Genomic DNA, 20,350 nt, shown 5'->3' with positions numbered 1-20,350 from the left:
AACCCTCAGCGGTGGACCACGCCAGGCAGTACGCAGAGCATTTCGTACAGCAGGTTGGCGGCCAGCAGCGAGGTGTTGCCGGTCGTGTCATAAGCCGGCGAGACTTCTACCAGATCGCAACCGATCAGGTCGAGGCCCTGGCAGCCACGGACGATTTCAATCGCCTGAATGGTCGTCAGGCCACCGATTTCCGGGGTGCCGGTGCCCGGTGCCCAGGCCGGGTCGATGCCGTCGATGTCGAAGCTCAGGTACACCGGACCGCCGCCGACTTTCTCGCGCACTTCGGCCATCAGTGGCGCCAGCGACTTGTGCCAGCACTCTTCGGCTTGAACAACGCGGAAGCCCTGATCGCGGCTCCAGTTGAAGTCGTCAGCGGTGTAACCCTGCGCACGCAGACCAATCTGCACCACGCGGTCGCAGTCCAGAAGGCCTTCTTCGACGGCGCGACGGAAGGTCGTACCGTGGGCGATCTTCTCGCCGAACATGTGATCGTTGACGTCAGCGTGCGCATCAATGTGCACCAGACCGACCTTGCCGTGCTTCTTGTGAATCGCCCGCAGGATCGGCAGGGTGATGGTGTGGTCGCCACCCAGGGTCATCGGGATCACGTTGTGCTCGAGGATGTTGTCGTAGGCTTCTTCGATGATGCGCACGGCGTCGAGCAGGTTGAAGGTGTTGATCGCTACGTCACCGATGTCGGCGACCGACAGCGAGTCGAACGGGGCGGCGCCGGTGGCCATGTTGTACGGGCGGATCATCACCGATTCGGTGCGGATGTCGCGTGGCCCGAAGCGGGTGCCGGGGCGCAGCGACGTGCCGATGTCCAGGGGCACGCCAACGAAGGCCGCGTCCAGGCCGGCAGCAGTCGGTACATGGGGGAGTCGGAGCATGGTGGCGATGCCGCCGAAGCGCGGCATTTCGTTGCCGCCCAGTGGTTGGTGAAGAATCTTGTCCACGGGTAGGGCCTCATCGTCTTTGTTTTATTTATGTCGGCGCGCCGTGCAGGGGAGGTCCGGGCGCCGTTGTGGGACCGATTCTGCGAAATGTAGTGCGGCGGAAGAATCGCTACGGGCAAAAACTTAGTTCAGATTTTTCTAAACTAATGGCGACGCCGGGATTAGACTTTGCGGTCTCGGGATTCTGGCCAGGCTGAACATTGTTGCCCTCACCCCAGCCCTCTCCCGGAGGGAGAGGGGGCCGACCGTGTTGTTAGCGGAATTTGTATCGACCTGAACAATCGAGTCGAACTCAGGATTTGAAAGCCATGGAGATCAGCCCCTCGCCGGGAGGGAGAGGGGGCCGAGCGTGTTGTTAGCGGAATTTGCATCGACCTGAACAATCGAGCCGAGCTCAGGATTTGAAAGCCATGGAGATCAGCTCCTCGCCGGGAGGTAGAGGGGGCCGAGCGTGTTGTTAGCGGAATTTGCATCGACCTGAAAAATCGAGTCGAACTCAGGATTTGAAAGCCATGGAGATCAGCCCCTCGCCGGGAGGTAGAGGGGGCCGAGCGTGTTGTTAGCGGAATTTGCATCGACCTGAAAAATCGAGTCGAACTCAGGATTTGAAAGCCATGGAGATCAGCTCCCTCTCCCTCCGGGAGAGGGCTGGGGTGAGGGAAGGTTTTATCAGGCGACACATCTCTAAAGCCCGGAGTAGACATGGCCAACGCTTTACCCGACCTGAAACTGTTGCGCATCTTCGTCAGCGTCGTGCGCCATCAAGGCTTCGCCAATGCGCAGCAGGAACTCAACCTGTCGACGTCGGCGATCAGTACTTACATGAGTCAGCTCGAAGCGGCGCTGGGGCTGGTGCTGTGTCATCGCGGACGCGGCGGGTTCAGCCTGACCAGCAAGGGTGAACTGTTCCATCAGGAAACCCTGCGCCTGCTGGCCGAGCTCGAAGGTTTCGAGCAATACGCCGCTGCGCTCAAGGGCGAACTGCGCGGTACGCTCAACCTTGGGGTGATCGACTCCACCGTCAGCGACAAGGCCTTGCCGTTCGCCGAAGCCATCGGCGCCTACAGCCAGGAACACCCGGCGGTGCATTTGCACCTGTCGGTGATGAGCCCGTACGAACTGCAGCTCGGCGTGCAGGACAACCGTCTCGATCTGGCCATCGGTGCGTTTTCCACGCGCATGAGCGGTCTGGTCTACATGCCGCTGTACCGCGAACAGCATTGGCTGTATTGCAGCAGCCGGCATCCGTTGTTCAACGAGCGGCGCATTCCCGAACAGGTCATCACCCAGCAGCGCATGGTCGGTCGTGGGTACTGGAGCCAGGCGGAACTGGCGCGCCACGGTTTCAAACACAGCGCCGCCACGGTGGAAAGTATGGAGGCGCAGCTGATTCTGGTGCTGTCCGGCGCCTACATCGGTTATTTGCCGGAACACTACGCTCAGGCCTGGGCCGACAAGGGCGACTTGCGCGTGTTGCTGCCGGCGACTTTCGGTTACCAGGCACCATTTTCGATGATCATGCGCCGGGGCCGCAGCCGCGAGCCGCTGATCCAGACCTTTCGTGATTTGCTCAAAGCACAGCTCAATCAGGCTTAAGAATGTCCAGACCTCAATGCCCGCGCTGCCTGCGCCCCCAAACCCATTGCCTGTGCCCGCTGATCCCGCGCCTCGACAGCCGCACCCGGGTCTTGCTGTTGCAGCATCCGAGCGAGGTCAATCACGCGCTCAACACCGCACGATTGGCGGCGCTGGGTTTGACCAATGCCGAACTGATTGTCGGTGAAGTTTTCGAGGATCTGTCGACGCTGTTGAACCGGCCGGGGTATCAGGCGCGGTTGTTGTTTCCCGCCGACGATGCGCAGCCGATGCAGGTTTACCGCGAATCTGATCAACCGTTGTTGCTGGTGGTGCCGGATGGCACCTGGCGCAAGGCGCGCAAGATGCTCCATCTCAATCCGCTGCTGGCGGCGCTGCCCCGGGTGACGCTGGCCGAGGGCGGAGTGTCGCGTTATCGCTTGCGCAAGGCGCCGGGGCCGGGGGCGTTGTCGACCATCGAGGCGATTGTGCAGGCACTGGAAACCCTCGAAGCGCCGGCGACGTTCGCGCCGTTGCTCAAGCCGTTCGAGGCGTTGATCGAGGGGCAGATTGCGGCGATGGGGGAGGAGACCTTTCAGCGCAATCATGCTGAAAAATGATCGGTGCTTCTGCTGGCCTCATCGCTGGCAAGCCAGCTCCCACAGGTTTCTGTGGTATTCACAGGTTTGTGTTCGACACGGACACTGTGGGAGCTGGCTTGCCAGCGATGAGGCCAGTCAATTCACCACAAAATCCAGACATCTCTAGCGCTCGCGCATCGCCTCGGTCCGCGCCTTCAGCACGGGTTTGAGCAGATAATCCAGCACGCTTTTCTCCCCGGTAATGATGTCCACCGTCGCTACCATTCCCGGAATGATCAGCAACGGCTTCGCATCCCCGCCCAAATGGTTTTTATCGGTGCGCACCTGAATCAGGTAGAAGCTGTTGCCTTTGTCATCGGTGATGGTGTCGGCGCCGATCAGTTCCAGTTTTGCGCTCAGCCCGCCGTAGATCGTGTAGTCGTAGGCGCTGAACTTGACCATGGCTTTCTGGCCCGGATGCAGGAACGCGACGTCCTGCGGACGAACCTTGGCCTCGATCAGCAGGTTGTCTTCCAGCGGCACGATTTCCACCATGTCGCTGCCAGGCTGCACCACGCCGCCGATGGTATTGATCTTGAGTTGCTTGATCACCCCGTGCACCGGCGAGGTCACGGTGGTGCGGCTGACGCGGTCGTCGATGGCGATGCTCGACGCGGTGATTTTCGACAGGTCGGTGCGTTTCTGATTGAGGTCCTTGGCGGCGTCGGAGCGGAAGGTCTGTTCCGATTCGTCGATCTTGCTCTTGATCTCGTTGATCGCCGATTCGGCCCGGGGGATGGCCAGCGTCGTCGCGTTCAGCGAACCGCGAATCTCCACTGCGCTGCGCTTGAGCCGCAGGATTTCCACCGGCGATACCGCTCCGGTGCCGACCAGCGGCGCCGACATGTTCATCTCTTGCTGCAGCAACGCCAGGCTGGAGCTGTACTGGCCCTGTTTGGAACGGAACTCCGCCAGTTCCTGAGTCTTCTGCCGCAGCTGTTCGGTGAGGGTCCGTTGCTCGCTGGCCAGCCGCCGTTGGCGCTGGTCGTACAGTGCCCGTTCGTCTTCGGCGACCTGTGGCGCCTTGGCGATCACCTCGTCAGACAGCTTGAACGGGCGCCCCTCGGCTTCGGCGGAAAGGCGTTCGACTTGCGCGGTCAGGGCGTAACGGTCGGCCTCGCTCTCACCCTTGTTCGACAGGAAGCGCGTGTCATCCAGGCGCAATAGCTTGTCGCCCTTGTTCACCATCTGCCCTTCACGCACGAAAATCTCGGTGACGATCCCGCCCTCAAGGTTCTGGATCACCTGGATCTTGCTCGACGGAATCGCCTTGCCTTCGCCCATGGTCACTTCTTCGAGCACCGCGAACTTGGCCCAGACCAACGCACTGATCAGCAGCGCTGCGGCCAGCCACACGGTAATCCGCGACCAGCGTGGCGAATCCTGCAAGGAGGCGCCGGCGGTTTCCGGCATGAATTCGGCTTCGGCGCTTTTGCCGAAACTGTCGAAGTAGCCGCGTGATTTGCCATCGGATGCAGCTGACATGGGTAACTCCTAGACCGCCGCCGAGCCGACGCGGCCCTTGCGCAGTGCGTCAATGACCGCTTCTTTCGGACCGTCGGCAACGACCCGGCCGTTGTCCAGCACCAGCAGCCGGTCCACCAGACTGAGCATCGAGGTGCGATGGGTGACCAGCAGCAGCGTCTTGCCTTGCACCCAGCCGTGCAGCTTCTGGCGCAGCAGGTCTTCGCTGCTGTTGTCCATGGCGCTGGTGGGTTCGTCGAGCAGCATGATCGGCGGGTCGAGCAGCAACGCCCGGGCCAGCAGCACGGCCTGACGTTGGCCGCCGGAGAGCAATTGCCCACGCTCGCCCACGGGGCGGTCGAAACCTTGCGGGTGCTGGCGAGCCAGTTCGGTGACGCCGGTCAGTTCAGCGACTTCGAGCATGCGCGAATCGCTGATATAGCGCGCGCCGAGGGTCAGGTTGTCACGCAGGCTGCCGGCCAGCAGTGGCAGGTCGTGGGCGACGTAACCGATCTGCTGGCGCAGGTCGGCGACATCCAGTTGTCGCAGGTCGAGCCCGTCGAGCAGTAGCTGGCCTTCTTCCGGTTCGTAGAAGCCCATCAGCAATCGCGCCAGGGTGCTTTTGCCCGAGCCGCTGCGGCCGATGATGCCGACCCGTTCGCCGGGTTTGAGGCTGAAGCTGACGTTGCTCAGCGCCGGCGCATTCTGGCCGTTGTAGTGAAAGGTCACGCCACTGACGTCCAGCGCACCTTGCAACTGGGTGCGCTCCAGTGGCCGTTGCTTGCCGTCGCGCTCCTGCGGCAGTCCCATCAGCGCATCGGTGCTTTTCATGGTCAGTTGCGCTTGCTGGTAGCGGGTGATCAGCCCGGCGATCTGCCCCAGTGGCGCGAGTACGCGACTGCCGAGCATGTAACTGGCGACCAGTGCACCGACGCTGAGGTTGCCGGCGATGATGCTGTAGACCCCGGCGACAATCGTCGCCATCCCGGAAAACTGCTGAATGAACAGCGTGCCATTGGTCGCCAGCGCCGAAAGGTTGCGCGCATGGCTGTCGAGGCGGGTGAGGGCGCCATGGGTGCTTTCCCATTTGTGCTGGCGCTCGCTTTCGGCACTGCACGCCTTGAGGGTTTCCAGGCCGCCGAGGGTTTCGATCAGCAGCGCCTGGCGTTCGGCACCCAGGCTCAGGCTCTTCTGCACGGTGTCGCGCAGGCGCACCTGAATCGCCAGGGCAAAGATGATCGTGATCGGAAACGCCAGCAGCGGAATCACCACCAGCCAGCCGCCGAGCAGGCCGATCACCACCAGCATCAACACCACGAAAGGCAGGTCGATCAGGCTGGTCAGGGTTACCGCCGTGAGGAATTCGCGCAGGCCCTGAAAGTCATGAATGCTCTGGGCGAATCCGCCGATGGTCGCCGGGCGCGCCTTCATCGACATGCCGGTGATGCGTTCGAATAAAGTCGCAGAAAGGATTACATCGGTTTTCTTGCCGGCAGTGTCGAGCAGGTGCGCGCGCACTACCCGCAGGACCAGTTCGAATCCGGTGCCGATCAGCAAACCGATCGACAGCACCCACAAGGTCGAAGTGGCCTGATTCGGCACCACGCGGTCGTAGGTCTGCATGACGAACAACGGCACCATCAGGCCTAAAAGATTGATCAGGAAACTGGCGAGAATCGCATCGCTGTAGAGCCATTTCGACAGCTTCAGGGTGTCACGAAACCACGCATGCACCCGTGGCACCAGCGGCGAACGCAAGTCTTCCAGTTCGTGGCGCGGACGGGCGAACAAGGCCTGGCCACTGTAGTGCTCGGCGAGTTCTTCGCGACTGACCCATTGTTCGCCGCCTTCGGCTTCGCTGGGCAGGATCAGCGCTTTGCCGTCTTCAGCGAAGCGCCGCAACACAGCGGTGCGCCCGTCGTTGAGCAGCAACAGGATCGGCAGGTTCAGCGAGGAAATATCTTTCAACTCTCGGCGCAACAGGCGCGCCTGCAACCCGGCCCGGGCGGCGGCGCGAGGCAGCAGGTCGAGACTCAGGCGTTGCTTGTTCAGGGGCAGCCCGGCACTCAGGCTGGCGCGGCTGACGATTGCGCCGTGGAGTTTGCAGAGGATCAACAGACCGTCGAGTAACGGATCATCGAAGCTCAGCCGCGGATCGACCCCGGAGTGGCCGGGTTCCATGCTGGTCATATTGATCGCCCCTGTAATGACTGGTCCAACCTGTGGCGAGGGGATTTATCCCCGATGGCTGCGCAGCCGTCCCATGGATCTCATTGCTGCTCAAATCTTTGGGATTGCTGCGCAACCCAGCGGTAGCAAGCTCCCTCGCCACATGGTTTTTCGTTTACTTCAGCTCAGGCAGGCGTGCTTCGTTTTTGACTTCGGTCGCCGCAATTGCATCCGCCGGCAGCACCACCCGTTGTTTGCTCAGCAACTGGCCCATGTTTGCCAGTACGCGGTACATCGAAAATTCCTCGGTGTAGCGGATTTCGGTATAGCGGCGGTTGGCGTTGTAGAGCTCGTTTTCACTGTCGAGCAAATCGAGCAGGGTGCGTTGGCCGAGGCCGAACTGATCCTGATACGCCGCGCGCACGCGTTTGGTGGTCTCGGCGTATTCGCGGGCGGTCGGGGTCTGCTTCTTCGCGTTTTCCATGGCGTTCCACGCCAGGCGGATGTTCTCGTTGAGCTGACGCAGGGCGTTATTGCGGATATCCATTGCTTGATTGATGTCGTGGGCATTGGCGGCCAGTCGCGCCTTGTCGCTGCCGCCACGGAACAGGTTGTAGTTCATCACCACGCCGACCCGCCATTCGTTGTCGTGGCCTTCATCGCCTTGCACGTTGTTATTCGCGCCGACGGCGGCTTCGGCATCGAAGCGTGGGTAGAACGGCGATTTGGCGACTTCGTACTGGCTCTCGGCCGACTGGACATCAGCCTGGGCGGATTTCAGATACGGGTTGTTGTCGACCATGCTCTGCTGGGCTTCACGCAATTCGGTCGGCAGTTCGCCACGGGTCGAGGCCGGCGTTTCCAGCTCGTCGGGCATGCGCCCGACCACGCTGTAGAAGTTGGCTTCGGCGTCAGACAGATCGACTTCGGCGGTATCGAGGTTGTTCTGCGCCAACGCCTTACGCGCAACCGATTGATCGGAGTCGGCGGTGCTGCCGACGCCGCGTTCGGTGCGCAGGCCGATCTGGTCGTTAACCCGCAAGTGCGCTTGCAGGTTGTTGCGGGCCAGTGTCACCAGCTCGCGGCGCTTGAGCACTTCGAGGTAGACCTCGATGGTGCGCAGGGCCAGATCCTGAGCGGTGCCTTGCGCGTAGTAAGCGCGCGAATTGGACACGCCTTTGGTGCGCTCGACTTCGTTGGCGGTGTTGAAGCCGTCGAACAGCATCTGCCGCAGGCGCAGCTCGGACTGGGTGTAATTGAGGATGGCGGTGTGGTGATTACCGAGGGCCCGGGTGTTGGTGTTGTCGCTGTAGCCGCGACCATAAGCGGCGTTCAGATCGACGGACGGATAGAAGCCGCCCTTGGCGACTTTGACTTGCTCATCAGCAGACAGGCGGGCGTCCACGCGCGAGGCCAGTTCCGGATGAGTGGCGATGGTGCTTTGAATCGCCTCGGTGAGGTTCATTGCCTGGGCTTGAGAAGTGCAAGCCATGGCCAGCAAAACCGCGCTGCAGAGGGGGGTTAGAACGCGCATGGGTGCATCTCCCTGAGTCCTGATGGTGTGTTACTGTCGCCAAATATTTGACGAATTTTTAAGGTGTAAGCGTTTCACTCTTGTAACAACAGAGCTAAGAACATCCTGAAGCGTAGCTAAGAAAAAATTTTCATAAGGCTTATGCCGAAAAAAACTTATGCGCTTGGCGAAAACCGGCACATTGTTCAGGGCGAAAGCCTTTGTTTCATGCGCTTTAGGGAGCACAAAAAGGCTTGAGGAAAGTTCCATTCACTTTGCGACATACGGCGAAGTAATGCTGAAGGGGAGGGACGCGTAGCGGCAGATGAGCGACAGTTTTTTGTCACTCCGGTGATTCACCACCGTTACGTAGCGTTAGTGGGCGTATGGCTTTGATCAGGATGCGGAAGTGCTTGATAGCACTGATGTTTCCGAAAAAAGCCACCTGCGAAACGAACTGTTGAAGGTGCGAGCGTCGCCTCCAACAACCCGATTGAGCCATGGGCTGCTTCGCTTACCAGTGCCGACGGTGGTCGGCAGCGGAGGATTTCACATGGCAACGCTCATTGGCACAGTCACTAAAGTCATTGGCCAGGTTTTCGCTCAGTCGGCCGACGGTACTAAGCGCGCACTGGTTGAGGGGGATCGCCTGTTTGTCGGCGATCAACTGATCACCGGCGCGGAAGGCGCCGTCGCCGTTCATCTGCAAAACGGCCAGGAACTGACCCTCGGACGCGGCAGCAGTATGACCATGACCGGTGAACTGCTGGCGGGTCAGGCGGCGCATGTAAATGCCGCGGAGGCTGTGACACCGAGCGACGCGCAATTGACCGACGTCGAGCAGATCCAGAAAGCCATTGCCGCCGGTGACGACCCGAGCAAAACCGCTGAAGCCACCGCGGCCGGTCCCAATGCCCCGGGGGGCGCACCGGGAGAGGCGGGCGGCGGTCACAGTTTTGTCTTGCTGACCGAAGTCGGCGGACGCGTCGACCCGATCATCGGTTTCCCCACTGCCGGGTTCGGCGGTATTCCTGAATTCCCCGAAGAACGCCGCAACGCGGTGATCGACAACGGTGACAACACCCCGGCAGTCGTAGTGCCGCCACCGGTGAACAATCCAGTGACCCTTACCGGCCTGAATGTGGCGGGCGGCGAACTGAACCTCAGTGAAGCCAATCTGCCTGACGGTTCGTCGGCCAACCCGGGCGCACTGACGCAAAGCGGCAGCTTCACGGTGTCGGCGCCGGACGGTTTGACCAGCCTGAGCATCGGCGGCATCAACCTGATCAATGGCGGCGTCGCGGTCGGGTTCCCGCAATCGGTCACCACGCAACTGGGCAACACCCTGACCATCACCGGTTACAACCCGGCGACGGGCGTGGTCACTTACAGCTACACCCTCAACGGCAACGAAAGTCACGCGGCCGGCGACGGCGCGAACAACCTTAGCGAACAGTTCACGGTGATTGCCGGCGACAGCAACGGCGATACCGCGACCGGCACGCTCGACGTCAACATCACCGACGACGTGCCGAAAGCGTTCGATGACAGCAATGGCACGGCGTCAGAGACTCAACTGACGCTGACCGGCAACGTCCTGACCAACGACGTGCAAGGTGCGGATCGCGTACCGACCGGGCCGGTAACCCCAGGCACTTTCACCGGTACTTACGGCACCTTGGTGCTTAACGCCAACGGCACGTACACCTACACGCTGAACCCGACCGATGCTGACTTCAAAAACCTGCACGGTGGCGGCAACGGCACGGAAACCTTCGCCTACACCATCACCGATTCCGACGGTGATACCAGTACGGCGAATCTGGTTTTGCAGATCCACAACAACGACGATCCGGTAGTCATCAATGGCCTGAACGTCGAAGGCGGCGAGCTCACCGTTTACGAAAAAAACCTCAGCGACGGCAGCGCACCGGATTCCACCGCACTGACCCAGAGCGGCACGTTCACCATCACCGCACTCGATGGCGTCACCACCCTGACTGTCGGCGGCATCACCGTCGTCACCAACGGCGTGGCCGCAGGTTTCCCGCAATCGGTCACCACGCCGTTGGGCAGCACGTTGACCATCACCGGTTTCAACGCGGCGACCGGCGTGGTCAGCTACAGCTACACCCTGGTCGATACCGAAGCCCACCCAAGCGCCAACGGCGCGAACAATCTGCCTGAGCAGTTCGCCGTCACCGTGGTCGATGACAACGGCACCACCGCCAATGCCACCCTCGATGTGAACATCGTCGATGACTTGCCGAAAGCCGTGGATGACAGCAACGCCAGCACCGCGTCGGAAACCTTGCTGACCCTGACCGGCAACGTCCTGACCAACGACGTGCAAGGCGCGGACCGCGTACCGACCGGGCCGGTAACTCCGGGCACTTTCACCGGGACGTACGGCACCTTGGTGCTTAACGCCAACGGCACGTACACCTACACCCTGAACACCACCGATGCCGACTTCAAAAACCTGCACGGCGGTGGCAACGGCACGGAAACCTTCGCCTACACCATCACCGATTCCGACGGCGATACCAGCACCGCGAACCTCGTCCTGAACATCCACAACAACGACGATCCGGTGATCATCAACGGCCTCGATGTGAATGGCGGCGAACTCACCGTCTACGAGAAAAACCTCACTGACGGCAGCGCACCGGACGCCAACGCGCTAACCCAAAGCGGCACGTTCACCATCACCGCACTCGATGGCGTCACCACGCTGACCGTCGGCGGCATCGCTGTCGTCACCAACGGCGTTGCCGCAGGTTTCCCGCAATCGGTCACCACGCCGCTCGGCAGTACGTTGACCATCACCGGTTTCAACGCGGCGACCGGCGTGGTCAGCTACAGCTACACCCTGGTCGATACCGAAGCCCACCCAAGCGCCAACGGCGCGAACAATCTGCCTGAGCAGTTCGCCGTCACTGTGGTCGATGACAACGGCACCACCGCCAATGCCACCCTCGACGTGAACATCGTCGACGACCTGCCGAAAGCCGTGGATGACAGCAACGCCAGCACTGCGTCGGAAACCTTGCTGACCCTGACCGGCAACGTCCTGACCAACGACGTGCAAGGTGCGGATCGCGTACCGACCGGGCCGGTAACTCCGGGCACGTTCACCGGGACGTACGGCACCTTGGTGCTCAACGCCGATGGCACGTACACCTACACCCTGAATACCAACGATGCCGACTTCAAAAACCTGCACGGCGGTGGCAACGGCACGGAAACCTTCGCCTACACCATCACCGATTCCGACGGCGATACCAGCACCGCGAACCTCGTCCTGAACATTCACAACAACGACGATCCGGTGATCATCAACGGCCTCGATGTGAATGGCGGCGAACTCACCGTCTACGAGAAAAACCTCACTGACGGCAGCGCACCGGACTCTGCTGCGCTGACCCAAAGCGGCACGTTCACCATCATCGCACTCGATGGCGTCACCACGCTGACCGTCGGCGGCATCGCTGTCGTCACCAACGGCGTGGCCGCAGGTTTCCCGCAATCGGTCACCACGCCGCTGGGCAGCACGTTGACCATCACCGGTTTCAACGCGGCGACCGGCGTGGTCAGCTACAGCTACACCCTGGTCGATACCGAAGCCCACCCAAGCGCCAACGGCGCGAACAATCTGCCTGAGCAGTTCGCCGTCACCGTAGTCGATGACAACGGCACCACCGCCAATGCCACCCTCGACGTGAACATCGTCGACGACCTGCCGAAAGCCGTGGATGACAGCAACGCCAGCACTGCGTCGGAAACCTTGCTGACCCTGACCGGCAACGTCCTGACCAACGACGTGCAAGGCGCGGACCGCGTACCGACCGGGCCGGTAACTCCGGGCACGTTCACCGGGACGTACGGCACCTTGGTGCTCAACGCCAACGGCACGTACACCTACACCCTGAACACCACCGATGCCGACTTCAAAAACCTGCACGGTGGTGGCAACGGCACGGAAACCTTCGCCTACACCATCACCGATTCCGACGGCGATACCAGCACCGCGAATCTGGTGCTGAACATCCACAACAACGACGATCAGGTCTACCTCAACGGCCTCGACGTCAATGGTGGAGAACTCACCGTCTACGAGAAAAATCTCAGTGACGGCACCAGCCCCGACACTCCGGCGCTGACCCAGAGCGGCACCTTTACCGTGACCGCCCTCGATGGTCTGCAAACCCTGACCGTGGGCGGCATCAACGTGGTCACCGGTGGCGTGGCCGCCGGTTTCCCGCAATCGGTCACCACGCCGCTGGGCAGTACCTTGACCATTACCGGTTACAACCCGGCCACGGGGGTCGTGAGTTACAGCTACACCCTGGTCGACAACGAAACCCATCCGAACGCCAACGGTGCCAACAGCATCACTGAGAACTTCAACGTGGTGGCGACGGACACCGATGGCAGCACGGCCAGCGGCCAGATCAACGTCAACATTGTCGATGATTTGCCCAGCGCCCATCCTGACGCCGCGTCTGTGGTGGAGGGCGGCACCGTCAGCGGTAACGTTCTGGACAACGACATCGGCGGCGCCGACGGCCCGGCCGTAACCGGTGCGGTGGTCGGCGTGCGTGCCGGCGCAGACACCTCGACTTCGGCCATCGGCGGCCTCAACAGCAACATCAACGGCACCTATGGCTACCTGACCCTGGACGCCAACGGCAACGCCGTCTACCACAGTAATCCGAATGCGGTGAATGGCCCGGGCGCGGTGGATGTGTTCACCTACACCGTGCGCGATTCCGACGGTGATGAAAGCACCACCACCATCACCATTGATGTCGCCAACAGCAAACTGTATGCAACCAGTGACACCGACGTCACTGTCTACGAAAAAGCGCTGGACCTGACCAAGGACGGCGCGGACCTGGCCGCCGGTACGGTCACCGGCAGCGATCCGGCCAGCACCGGCGAAACCGCGTCCGGTACCTTGGTCGGCTCGGTCACCGGTGCGGTCGGCGCGATCAGCTATGCCTTGGTCGGCAGCGCCACCGGCAACTACGGGCAGATCGTCCTCAACCCCAACGGCACGTACACCTACACACTGACCTCAGCGGCCACCACTACACCGCATGCCGACGACGGCGCCAACACCCTGACCGAAACCTTCACCTATCAGGCCACCGATTCGCTCGGCAACATCGTCAACAGCACCATCGTCGTCAGCATCGTCGATGACGTGCCAAAAGCCGTGAACGACAGCAACGCCAACAGCGCCTCGGAAACGCAACTGACCCTGACCGGCAATGTGCTGACCAACGATGTGCAAGGCGCCGATGTGGTCGCGACCGGCCCGAATGCCGGGCCGATCACTCCCGCCACTGTCGTCGGGACGTACGGCACCTTGGTACTCAACGCCAACGGCACGTACACCTACACGTTGAACCCCAACGATGCCGACTTCAAAAACCTGCATGGCGGCGGCAACGGCACCGAGACGTTCACCTATACCCTGACCGATGCCGACGGCGACACCAGCACCGCCAACCTGGTGCTGAACATCCACAACAACGACGATCCGGTGCTGCTCAACGGCCTCGACGTCAATGGCGGCGAACTCACCGTCTACGAGAAAAACCTCAGCGACGGCACCAGCCCCGACACCCCGGCGCTGACCCAGAGCGGCACCTTCACCGTCACCGCTCTCGATGGTCTGCAAACCCTCACCGTCGGTGGCATTGCCGTGGTGACCAATGGTCTCGCCGCAGGCTTCCCGCAATCGGTGGTTTCGCCACTGGGTAGCACCTTCACCGTCACCGGTTACAACCCGGCCACCGGTGTGGTCAGTTACAGCTACACCCTGGTCGACAACGAAGCCCACCCGACCGGCAGCGGTGCCAACAGCCTCACCGAAAACTTCAACGTGGTGGCGACGGATACCGATGGCAGCACCGCCAGCGGGCAGATCAACGTCAACATCATCGACGACTTGCCGACCGCCAAACCCGACACCGGTTCGGTGGCGGAGGGCGGTACGGTCAACGTCAGCGTGCTCGGCAATGACATCAGCGGGGCCGATGGCGCGGCCACGGTGGTCGGTGTGCGTGCCGGCAGCAATACCGGCACCTCGGCCATCGGCGGTCTCAACAGCAACATCAATGGCAACTTCGGTTACCTGACCCTCGATGCGGCCGGCAACGCCGTCTATCACAGCAACCCGAACTCGGTGAGCCCACCAGGCGCCACCGACACCTTCACTTACACCATCCGCGACAGCGATGGCGACGAAAGCACCACCACCATCACCATCAACGTCGCCGACAGCAAACTCGTGGCGTCGGTGGACCAGGACGTGACGGTCTACGAAAAAGCCCTCGACCTGACCAAGGACGGCCAGGATCTGGCCCCCGGTACGGTCACCGGCAGCGACCCGACCAATACCGGCGAAACCACCACCGGCACGCTGGTCGGTGCAGTCACCGGCGGCAGCGGCGCGATCACTTACACCCTGGTCGGCAGCGCCACTGGCACGTACGGTCAGATCCAGCTCAACGCCGATGGCACTTACACCTACACCCTGACCTCGGCACCGAAAACCACACCGAACGCCAACGACGGTGCCAACACCCTGAGCGAAAGTTTCACCTACAAAGCCACCGATGCGCTGGGCAACAGCACCACCAGCACGATCGTGGTCAACATCGTCGACGACGTGCCCAAAGCCGTAGCCTCGGATCGCTCGGTGGCGGCGGTGGAGATCGACTCCAACATCCTTATCGTCCTCGACATCTCCGGCAGTATGGCCGACGCCTCTGGCGTACCGGGCCTGTCGCGGCTGGCCTTGGCCAAGCAGGCCATCAGCGCCTTGCTCGACAAGTACGACGACCTCGGCGATGTGAAAGTGCAGCTCGTCACCTTCAGCAGCAACGCCACCGACCGAACCACGGTATGGGTCGATGTGGCCACAGCGAAAACCATTCTCGCCGGACTCACCGCTGGCGGTGGCACCAACTACGACGCTGCCGTGGCGACCATGTACAACGCGTTCAACACCTCGGGCAAACTCACCGGGGCGCAGAACGTCGGTTACTTCTTCTCCGACGGCAAACCCAACGAGGGCGATATTGGTACTGCCGACGAAGCGACGCTCAAAGCCTTCCTCGATGCCAACAACATCAAGAACTACGCGATCGGCCTCGGCAGCGGCGTGAGCAACGCCAACCTCGACCCGCTGGCGTATGACGGCATCAGCCACACCAACACCAACGCGGTGGTGGTCACCGACCTCAATCAACTCAACTCGGTGCTGTCCGGCACCGTTGAAGGCGCGCCGGTTACCGGTTCGCTGCTGGGCGAGGGCGGGACGTTCGGCGCCGATGGCGGCTTCATCAAATCCATCGTGGTCGACGGCACCACCTACACCTATGACCCGCGCGCCAACAGCGGTCAGGGGTCGCTGACCGCAAGCGGCGGCACCAACCACGGCACGTTCAACACGGTGAACAACAGCCTGAGCATCGCCACCAATAACAGCGGCACGCTGGTGATCAACCTCGACACTGGTGACTACAGCTACACCTCACAGAAAACCACGACCACGGTGATCACCGAGAACATCGGCTTCACCCTCAGCGACAACGACGGCGACCTCGCCAGCTCGACCCTGACCGTGAAAGTGATCCCCAACGCGCCGCCAGTGGCGATGGACGACCACGTCATCACCAACGTGTTGTCTGGCAACATCGTGGTGCCCGGCGAGTTGCTGCTGGCCAACGACACCGATCCGAATGGCGATACCCTCAACGCCACGCCCACCAGTTTCAATACCGGTTGGGTGTCAAAAGCGGCGGACTTCACCGGCACCGGGGCGATCAACTTCACCGGCACCAACGTCAACACCGCCGCCAACCAGAACCTGGCCAACGTGCGCAATGCGTTCAGTGCCAATGCCGCGACCATGACCGCCGTGCTGGTGGTCAGTGGCTATCTCGGTGCAGTGACCAACAGCAACGCTAACGATGAAGACCGCATCACCGTCAATCTGCGCCAGGGCGAAACCCTCAACCTGGATCACAACCTGGCGGCCGGTTACGTCAGCATGGAGTACTCGATCAACGGTGGCGCCTACATCGCGCTGGCGGATGGGCAAACTCTCACCGCGACGTCGGACGGGGTCTACCAGATCCACATCACCAACATCTCCAACCCCAGCGGCGGCGGTAACCCCAACGCGGCAGAAAACTATCAACTGACCATGACCCTCAACTACGCCGGGGCCCACGACATCACCCCGGACTTCAACGGCACCTACACCGCCAACGACAACCACGGTGGCAGCGACACGGCCAATGTGACCATCAGCTATCAGGACGGCCACACCCTCACCGGCACCTCTGGGGATGACGTGCTGGTGGCCGGCACTGGCAACAACATCCTCAACGCGGGCGATGGCAACGACGTGCTCACCGCAGGCTCAGGCAACAACGAGCTGCACGGCGGCGCGGGTAACGATTTGCTCTACAGCGGCCCAGGCAATGATCTGCTCGATGGCGGCACCGGCATCGACACGGTCAGCTACGCCCACGCCACCGCCGGGGTCACGGTCAACCTCGGCCTGCTCGGTGCGCAAAATACCCTCGGCGCCGGCACCGACACCCTCAGCAACATCGAAAATCTGGTCGGCTCGAACTTCAACGACACCCTCACCGGCGACAACAATAACAACGTGATCAACGGCGGCCTGGGCAACGACATCCTCAACGGTGGCGGTGGCGATGACCTGCTGATCGGCGGCCTGGGCAACAACACCCTGACCGGCGGGCCGGGCGCGGACACCTTCCAGTACCTCAAGGGCAACAGTGGCCACGACACGATCACCGACTTCACCCCCGGCACCGACAAGCTCGACCTGTCGCAACTGCTGCAAGGTGAAAACGGCAGCACCGCGTCGCTCGACGACTACCTGCACTTCACCGTCACCGGCAGCGGCGCCTCGGTGCTTACCAGCATCGACGTCAGCGCCCTGGCTGGCGCCACGCCGAACCAGACCATCGACCTGGCCGGTGTCAACCTCGCCAGCCATTACGGCGTAACGCCGGGGGCGGGCGGGGTGGTCGCTGGCGGACACGACACGGCGACGATCATCAGCGGGATGCTGAATGATCATTCGTTGAAGGTGGATACGGTGTAAGCAAAGTCCGAAACGAAAAAAACCGCCGCTCCGATGATCGGGGCGGCGGGTTTTTCATGCTTTACGCCAGGGCGCTCGTCCTTGCTGACATCATGGCGGGTATCAAAAAACAGAATCTATGATTGCCCGCTATCAGAGGCCACTCACGACGGCTGGGGCAACACGATTGTCTGCAGTGCTCCGGTGTAGGGTGGCAGTTCATTGAGGGTTTCCATCGCGCCATTCACATTTGTGCTTCCTTTGCTCAGGCCGATGGTGAAGATGCCAAAATCGTTACCGATGCCATTGTCCTGGTGATTGACGATATAGAGCCTGACAGATTGACGAGCGGCAACCGTGAACGTAAGCGAGAAGTCATATTTGGTGCCGTTTTTAGGAAGTTCACGAACGACTTGCGGGCTATTCGGCAAGCTGGTGGTGAGTGCCAGAATCGGATTGACCAGATTGGTGTTGGGAAACTCGCGGATGTGACAAGCCTTCATTGTGAACGTGTAGGTGCCGGGCGCCAGTACAAAGTCCTGGTAAAAAATGGCACCCGAATAGCCTGTGGAGGGGGCTACGTCAGTGAAGTTGAAGAACGCCCTCTCGCCTGCATGGACGCGAATTGATCCGCTTCGGGCTCCCGTGTAGAGGTCCCAGCCGTTGTAGGTGCTGTCCTGAAAGTCGGTCATGTGCGAGAGGGTCAGCGTTCTCGCCGAAGACTCTGGAGTCGAGCCATCTGCTGACCTGACCGTATAGCGATGGTCTCCAATATCCTGATCAGTCAGCGTACGACTCCAGTCGCCTTGAGGGTTTACGTCGAATGTGACTATGGCAATACCATTGTCACGCAGCGTGATTGCCTGATTGGCAGTGCCCTTGCCCGTGAGCATGAGGGTGGTTGCGGTGGTAGTCGCACCGTCGGGGATTTCCGGGCCGCTGGCGGAATGACCTTTCACCGAGATGATGGTCGGATCCACCTGTTCGACGGTTCGGACGCTATAGCGGCGCACCGGAAACCCAACCGACGTCGCCGCGTTCGCCACCCCATCAAAATTAACCTTGAACGTCACCTTCAACTCGCTGCCATCTTTCAAGTCTTTCAACCAGTCCAGCGGCACCGTCCGGCTCAAGCCTGATGCACCCACGCCCACTTCACCGCGAAGGTCGTCGAAGGTCACGGTCTGGTCCTGATTGTCCTTGCCTTCGTACTGCAACCACAGCCGCTCACCTTCGACGTGCGGCCATGCCGCAACGGTAAGCTGGGCGGTGGGCTGTAACAGCGCCACGTCGAGTTCATTGCCGGTATTGCCATCAATGAGCGGCGTCGGCAAACGCGTATCGCCCTCGTTAATCTTCGACACGCTCAGGTTCAGCTCAAGCGATTGGGCAACCTCTGCATTATTGCGATTCAGGTGCCAGCGAAACACCATGGGCTTGCCTTGTCGTGCGATCAGAAAAGCCTGGCTCAACAGGGTGTTGGTGCGTTTATTGGCGTTGAATTCCACCAATGGAAACCCTGGTGCACCTGCGGGGGGGTTAACTTCCACCAGCCGCGCTTTGTCGCCTGGCAGAGCGCCCAGATATTCGACCCGGATGGTCACGCCCTGCGGATAGGCCAGAACGTCGATCGGATTCACCGCCTTCAGCAGCACCGGCGGCAACAACTCGATAGCCTCTGAGCCGGTAACTTCGGCCACGGCATTTTTCGAAGTGGCGAAGACGTTGCCATTTCTCAGCAATTCGTACTTCGCCCGCACCACACTGCCGGCGATCACTTTGGCGTTGGGCACCATCAGTTTGTAGGTGAACGGGATGCGCACGACGTCCTGTTCCACGCTGTGCAGGGTAACGGTGCCGTTCGACGAGGTGGCGCTGTAGCTCACGCGGATTTTATCGTTGGGTTGCCACAACGGAGCAAAGGTGTGGACCAATACGGTCAGGTCCTTGCCGGCGAGTTTGTCCAGATCGATGGTGCTCGGATCGTCGGTCGGATCGTCCGGATCCTCGGCCAGATCGGGGGCGGCCAGGCGGGTTTCCCGAAGATGCACATCGACCTCCACCGTGCCGGAGTAGGGCGAATCGGTGTCCGGCCCGTTGCCGAGCTGGTCGGTGACGGTGTAGGAAAAGATGAACTTCGGGTTGTCCCCGGCGCTCAGGAACACCGCTTCGTCGACCATCAAGCAGACCCTGGTCGGCTCGGCCGAGGGAATGGGCGGGGCCTCGGCGGCGGTCACGGTGTGCGTGACATCCTGACCGTTGCAGTTCAATCGGATCTGGTCGTAGGCGCGGCAGTAAGGGTAGGCGAAACACACTTGCACGCCCTGTTTGGCGCGGTCGGCGTCGATGCCGTCGTCGAGCACATCCTGGGGCAGGATCAGTTGCAGTTCCGAATGAGCGCTATCGCCGGGCGAGCGGTCCTCGATGCCGGGGCGGATGCTGTTGTACAGCAGGGTCAGCTCCGGCGTGGAGGTGCCTTTGTTCTGGCTGATGCGGGTGATGGTGTAAACGAGGGTATTGACGCGATCGGTCAGCAGCAGGCCCTTGGGCAGGTACAGGGTGTGACGGGAATTTTCTTCGCCAGCCAGGACGGTTTTTGTGGCTTCGGTATCGGCGCCGTTGAGCCGCAGCCGAATGACATCGCCTTCTTCCAGCAAGTCGTCTGGCGGCGGGTCGACGACGATGGTCAGGCCCATGGGCTTGAGGTCGTAGGCATGCTTGGGCACACCATAGACAGCACCGACCACCGGGGTGGTGGCGTCTGGAGCGTGAGGAGGGAATAGCGCCAATATGGTGTTGTCGCTGGATTTGGCTGTGGCCATGTTTACGGCTCCTGGACGGTGGGCGGGCAGGAGTTATCAGAGCGCGTTGTGGGGGAAAGCGCACCTGTCAG

8 protein-coding genes are annotated in these 20,350 nt (G+C 61.3%); 3 read left to right on the top strand and 5 right to left on the bottom strand.

Annotation, left to right across the window (positions count from 1 at the left end; all coding sequences use genetic code 11):
- Positions 1 to 5 precede the first annotated feature (5 nt).
- On the bottom strand, positions 6 to 956 hold the full coding sequence (gene speB, locus K5Y35_RS00160) for an agmatinase (protein WP_003222717.1): 951 nt from the start codon (positions 954 to 956) through the stop codon (positions 6 to 8).
- Positions 957 to 1,658: 702 nt separating this feature from the next.
- Here speB and K5Y35_RS00155 point away from each other — a divergent pair.
- Positions 1,659 to 2,552, top strand: coding sequence for a LysR family transcriptional regulator (locus tag K5Y35_RS00155; protein ID WP_007956593.1), 894 nt, complete (start codon positions 1,659 to 1,661; stop codon positions 2,550 to 2,552).
- 2 nt (positions 2,553 to 2,554) lie between these two features.
- Positions 2,555 to 3,151 carry a tRNA-uridine aminocarboxypropyltransferase gene (locus K5Y35_RS00150; protein WP_222833451.1) on the top strand — a complete coding sequence of 199 codons (597 nt, stop codon included), beginning with the start codon at positions 2,555 to 2,557 and terminating at the stop codon, positions 3,149 to 3,151.
- A 144-nt stretch (positions 3,152 to 3,295) separates the two neighbouring features.
- Here the strand turns inward: K5Y35_RS00150 and K5Y35_RS00145 are convergent, their stop codons facing one another.
- From K5Y35_RS00145 to K5Y35_RS00135, 3 genes are all read right to left on the bottom strand, one after another.
- The gene (locus tag K5Y35_RS00145) at positions 3,296 to 4,657 is read right to left on the bottom strand and encodes an HlyD family type I secretion periplasmic adaptor subunit (protein ID WP_123465613.1); all 1,362 of its coding nucleotides are present in this window, start codon (positions 4,655 to 4,657) and stop codon (positions 3,296 to 3,298) included.
- A 9-nt stretch (positions 4,658 to 4,666) separates the two neighbouring features.
- Entirely contained in the window at positions 4,667 to 6,826 is a 2,160-nt protein-coding gene (locus tag K5Y35_RS00140; protein ID WP_222833450.1) for a type I secretion system permease/ATPase, read from the bottom strand.
- 154 nt (positions 6,827 to 6,980) lie between these two features.
- The gene (locus K5Y35_RS00135; RefSeq protein WP_123465619.1) at positions 6,981 to 8,339 is read right to left on the bottom strand and encodes a TolC family outer membrane protein; all 1,359 of its coding nucleotides are present in this window, start codon (positions 8,337 to 8,339) and stop codon (positions 6,981 to 6,983) included.
- Between the two features lie 532 nt (positions 8,340 to 8,871).
- Here K5Y35_RS00135 and K5Y35_RS00130 point away from each other — a divergent pair.
- On the top strand, positions 8,872 to 17,478 hold the full coding sequence (locus K5Y35_RS00130) for a retention module-containing protein (RefSeq protein ID WP_222833449.1): 8,607 nt from the start codon (positions 8,872 to 8,874) through the stop codon (positions 17,476 to 17,478).
- Positions 17,479 to 17,621: 143 nt separating this feature from the next.
- Here K5Y35_RS00130 and K5Y35_RS00125 read toward each other — a convergent pair whose 3' ends face one another.
- The gene (locus K5Y35_RS00125; RefSeq protein ID WP_222833448.1) at positions 17,622 to 20,279 is read right to left on the bottom strand and encodes a hypothetical protein; all 2,658 of its coding nucleotides are present in this window, start codon (positions 20,277 to 20,279) and stop codon (positions 17,622 to 17,624) included.
- Positions 20,280 to 20,350: the final 71 nt, after the last annotated feature.

The sequence above is a fragment of the Pseudomonas sp. SC3(2021) genome (assembly GCF_019856535.1).
Taxonomy (GTDB): domain Bacteria; phylum Pseudomonadota; class Gammaproteobacteria; order Pseudomonadales; family Pseudomonadaceae; genus Aquipseudomonas; species Aquipseudomonas monsensis.
The sequence above is the reverse complement of the archived record's forward strand: the minus strand, read 5'-3'. Positions and strand labels throughout refer to the sequence as shown.

What these genes read in the sequence shown, in the direction of transcription:
- K5Y35_RS00155 (WP_007956593.1), top strand. Translation starts at nt 1,659, where the DNA reads ATGGCCAACGCTTTACCCGACCTGAAACTGTTGCGCATCTTCGTCAGC.
- K5Y35_RS00150 (WP_222833451.1), top strand. Translation starts at nt 2,555, where the DNA reads ATGTCCAGACCTCAATGCCCGCGCTGCCTGCGCCCCCAAACCCATTGC.
- K5Y35_RS00145 (WP_123465613.1), bottom strand. Translation starts at nt 4,657, where the DNA reads ATGTCAGCTGCATCCGATGGCAAATCACGCGGCTACTTCGACAGTTTC.
- K5Y35_RS00140 (WP_222833450.1), bottom strand. Translation starts at nt 6,826, where the DNA reads ATGACCAGCATGGAACCCGGCCACTCCGGGGTCGATCCGCGGCTGAGC.
- K5Y35_RS00135 (WP_123465619.1), bottom strand. Translation starts at nt 8,339, where the DNA reads ATGCGCGTTCTAACCCCCCTCTGCAGCGCGGTTTTGCTGGCCATGGCT.
- K5Y35_RS00130 (WP_222833449.1), top strand. Translation starts at nt 8,872, where the DNA reads ATGGCAACGCTCATTGGCACAGTCACTAAAGTCATTGGCCAGGTTTTC.
- K5Y35_RS00125 (WP_222833448.1), bottom strand. Translation starts at nt 20,279, where the DNA reads ATGGCCACAGCCAAATCCAGCGACAACACCATATTGGCGCTATTCCCT.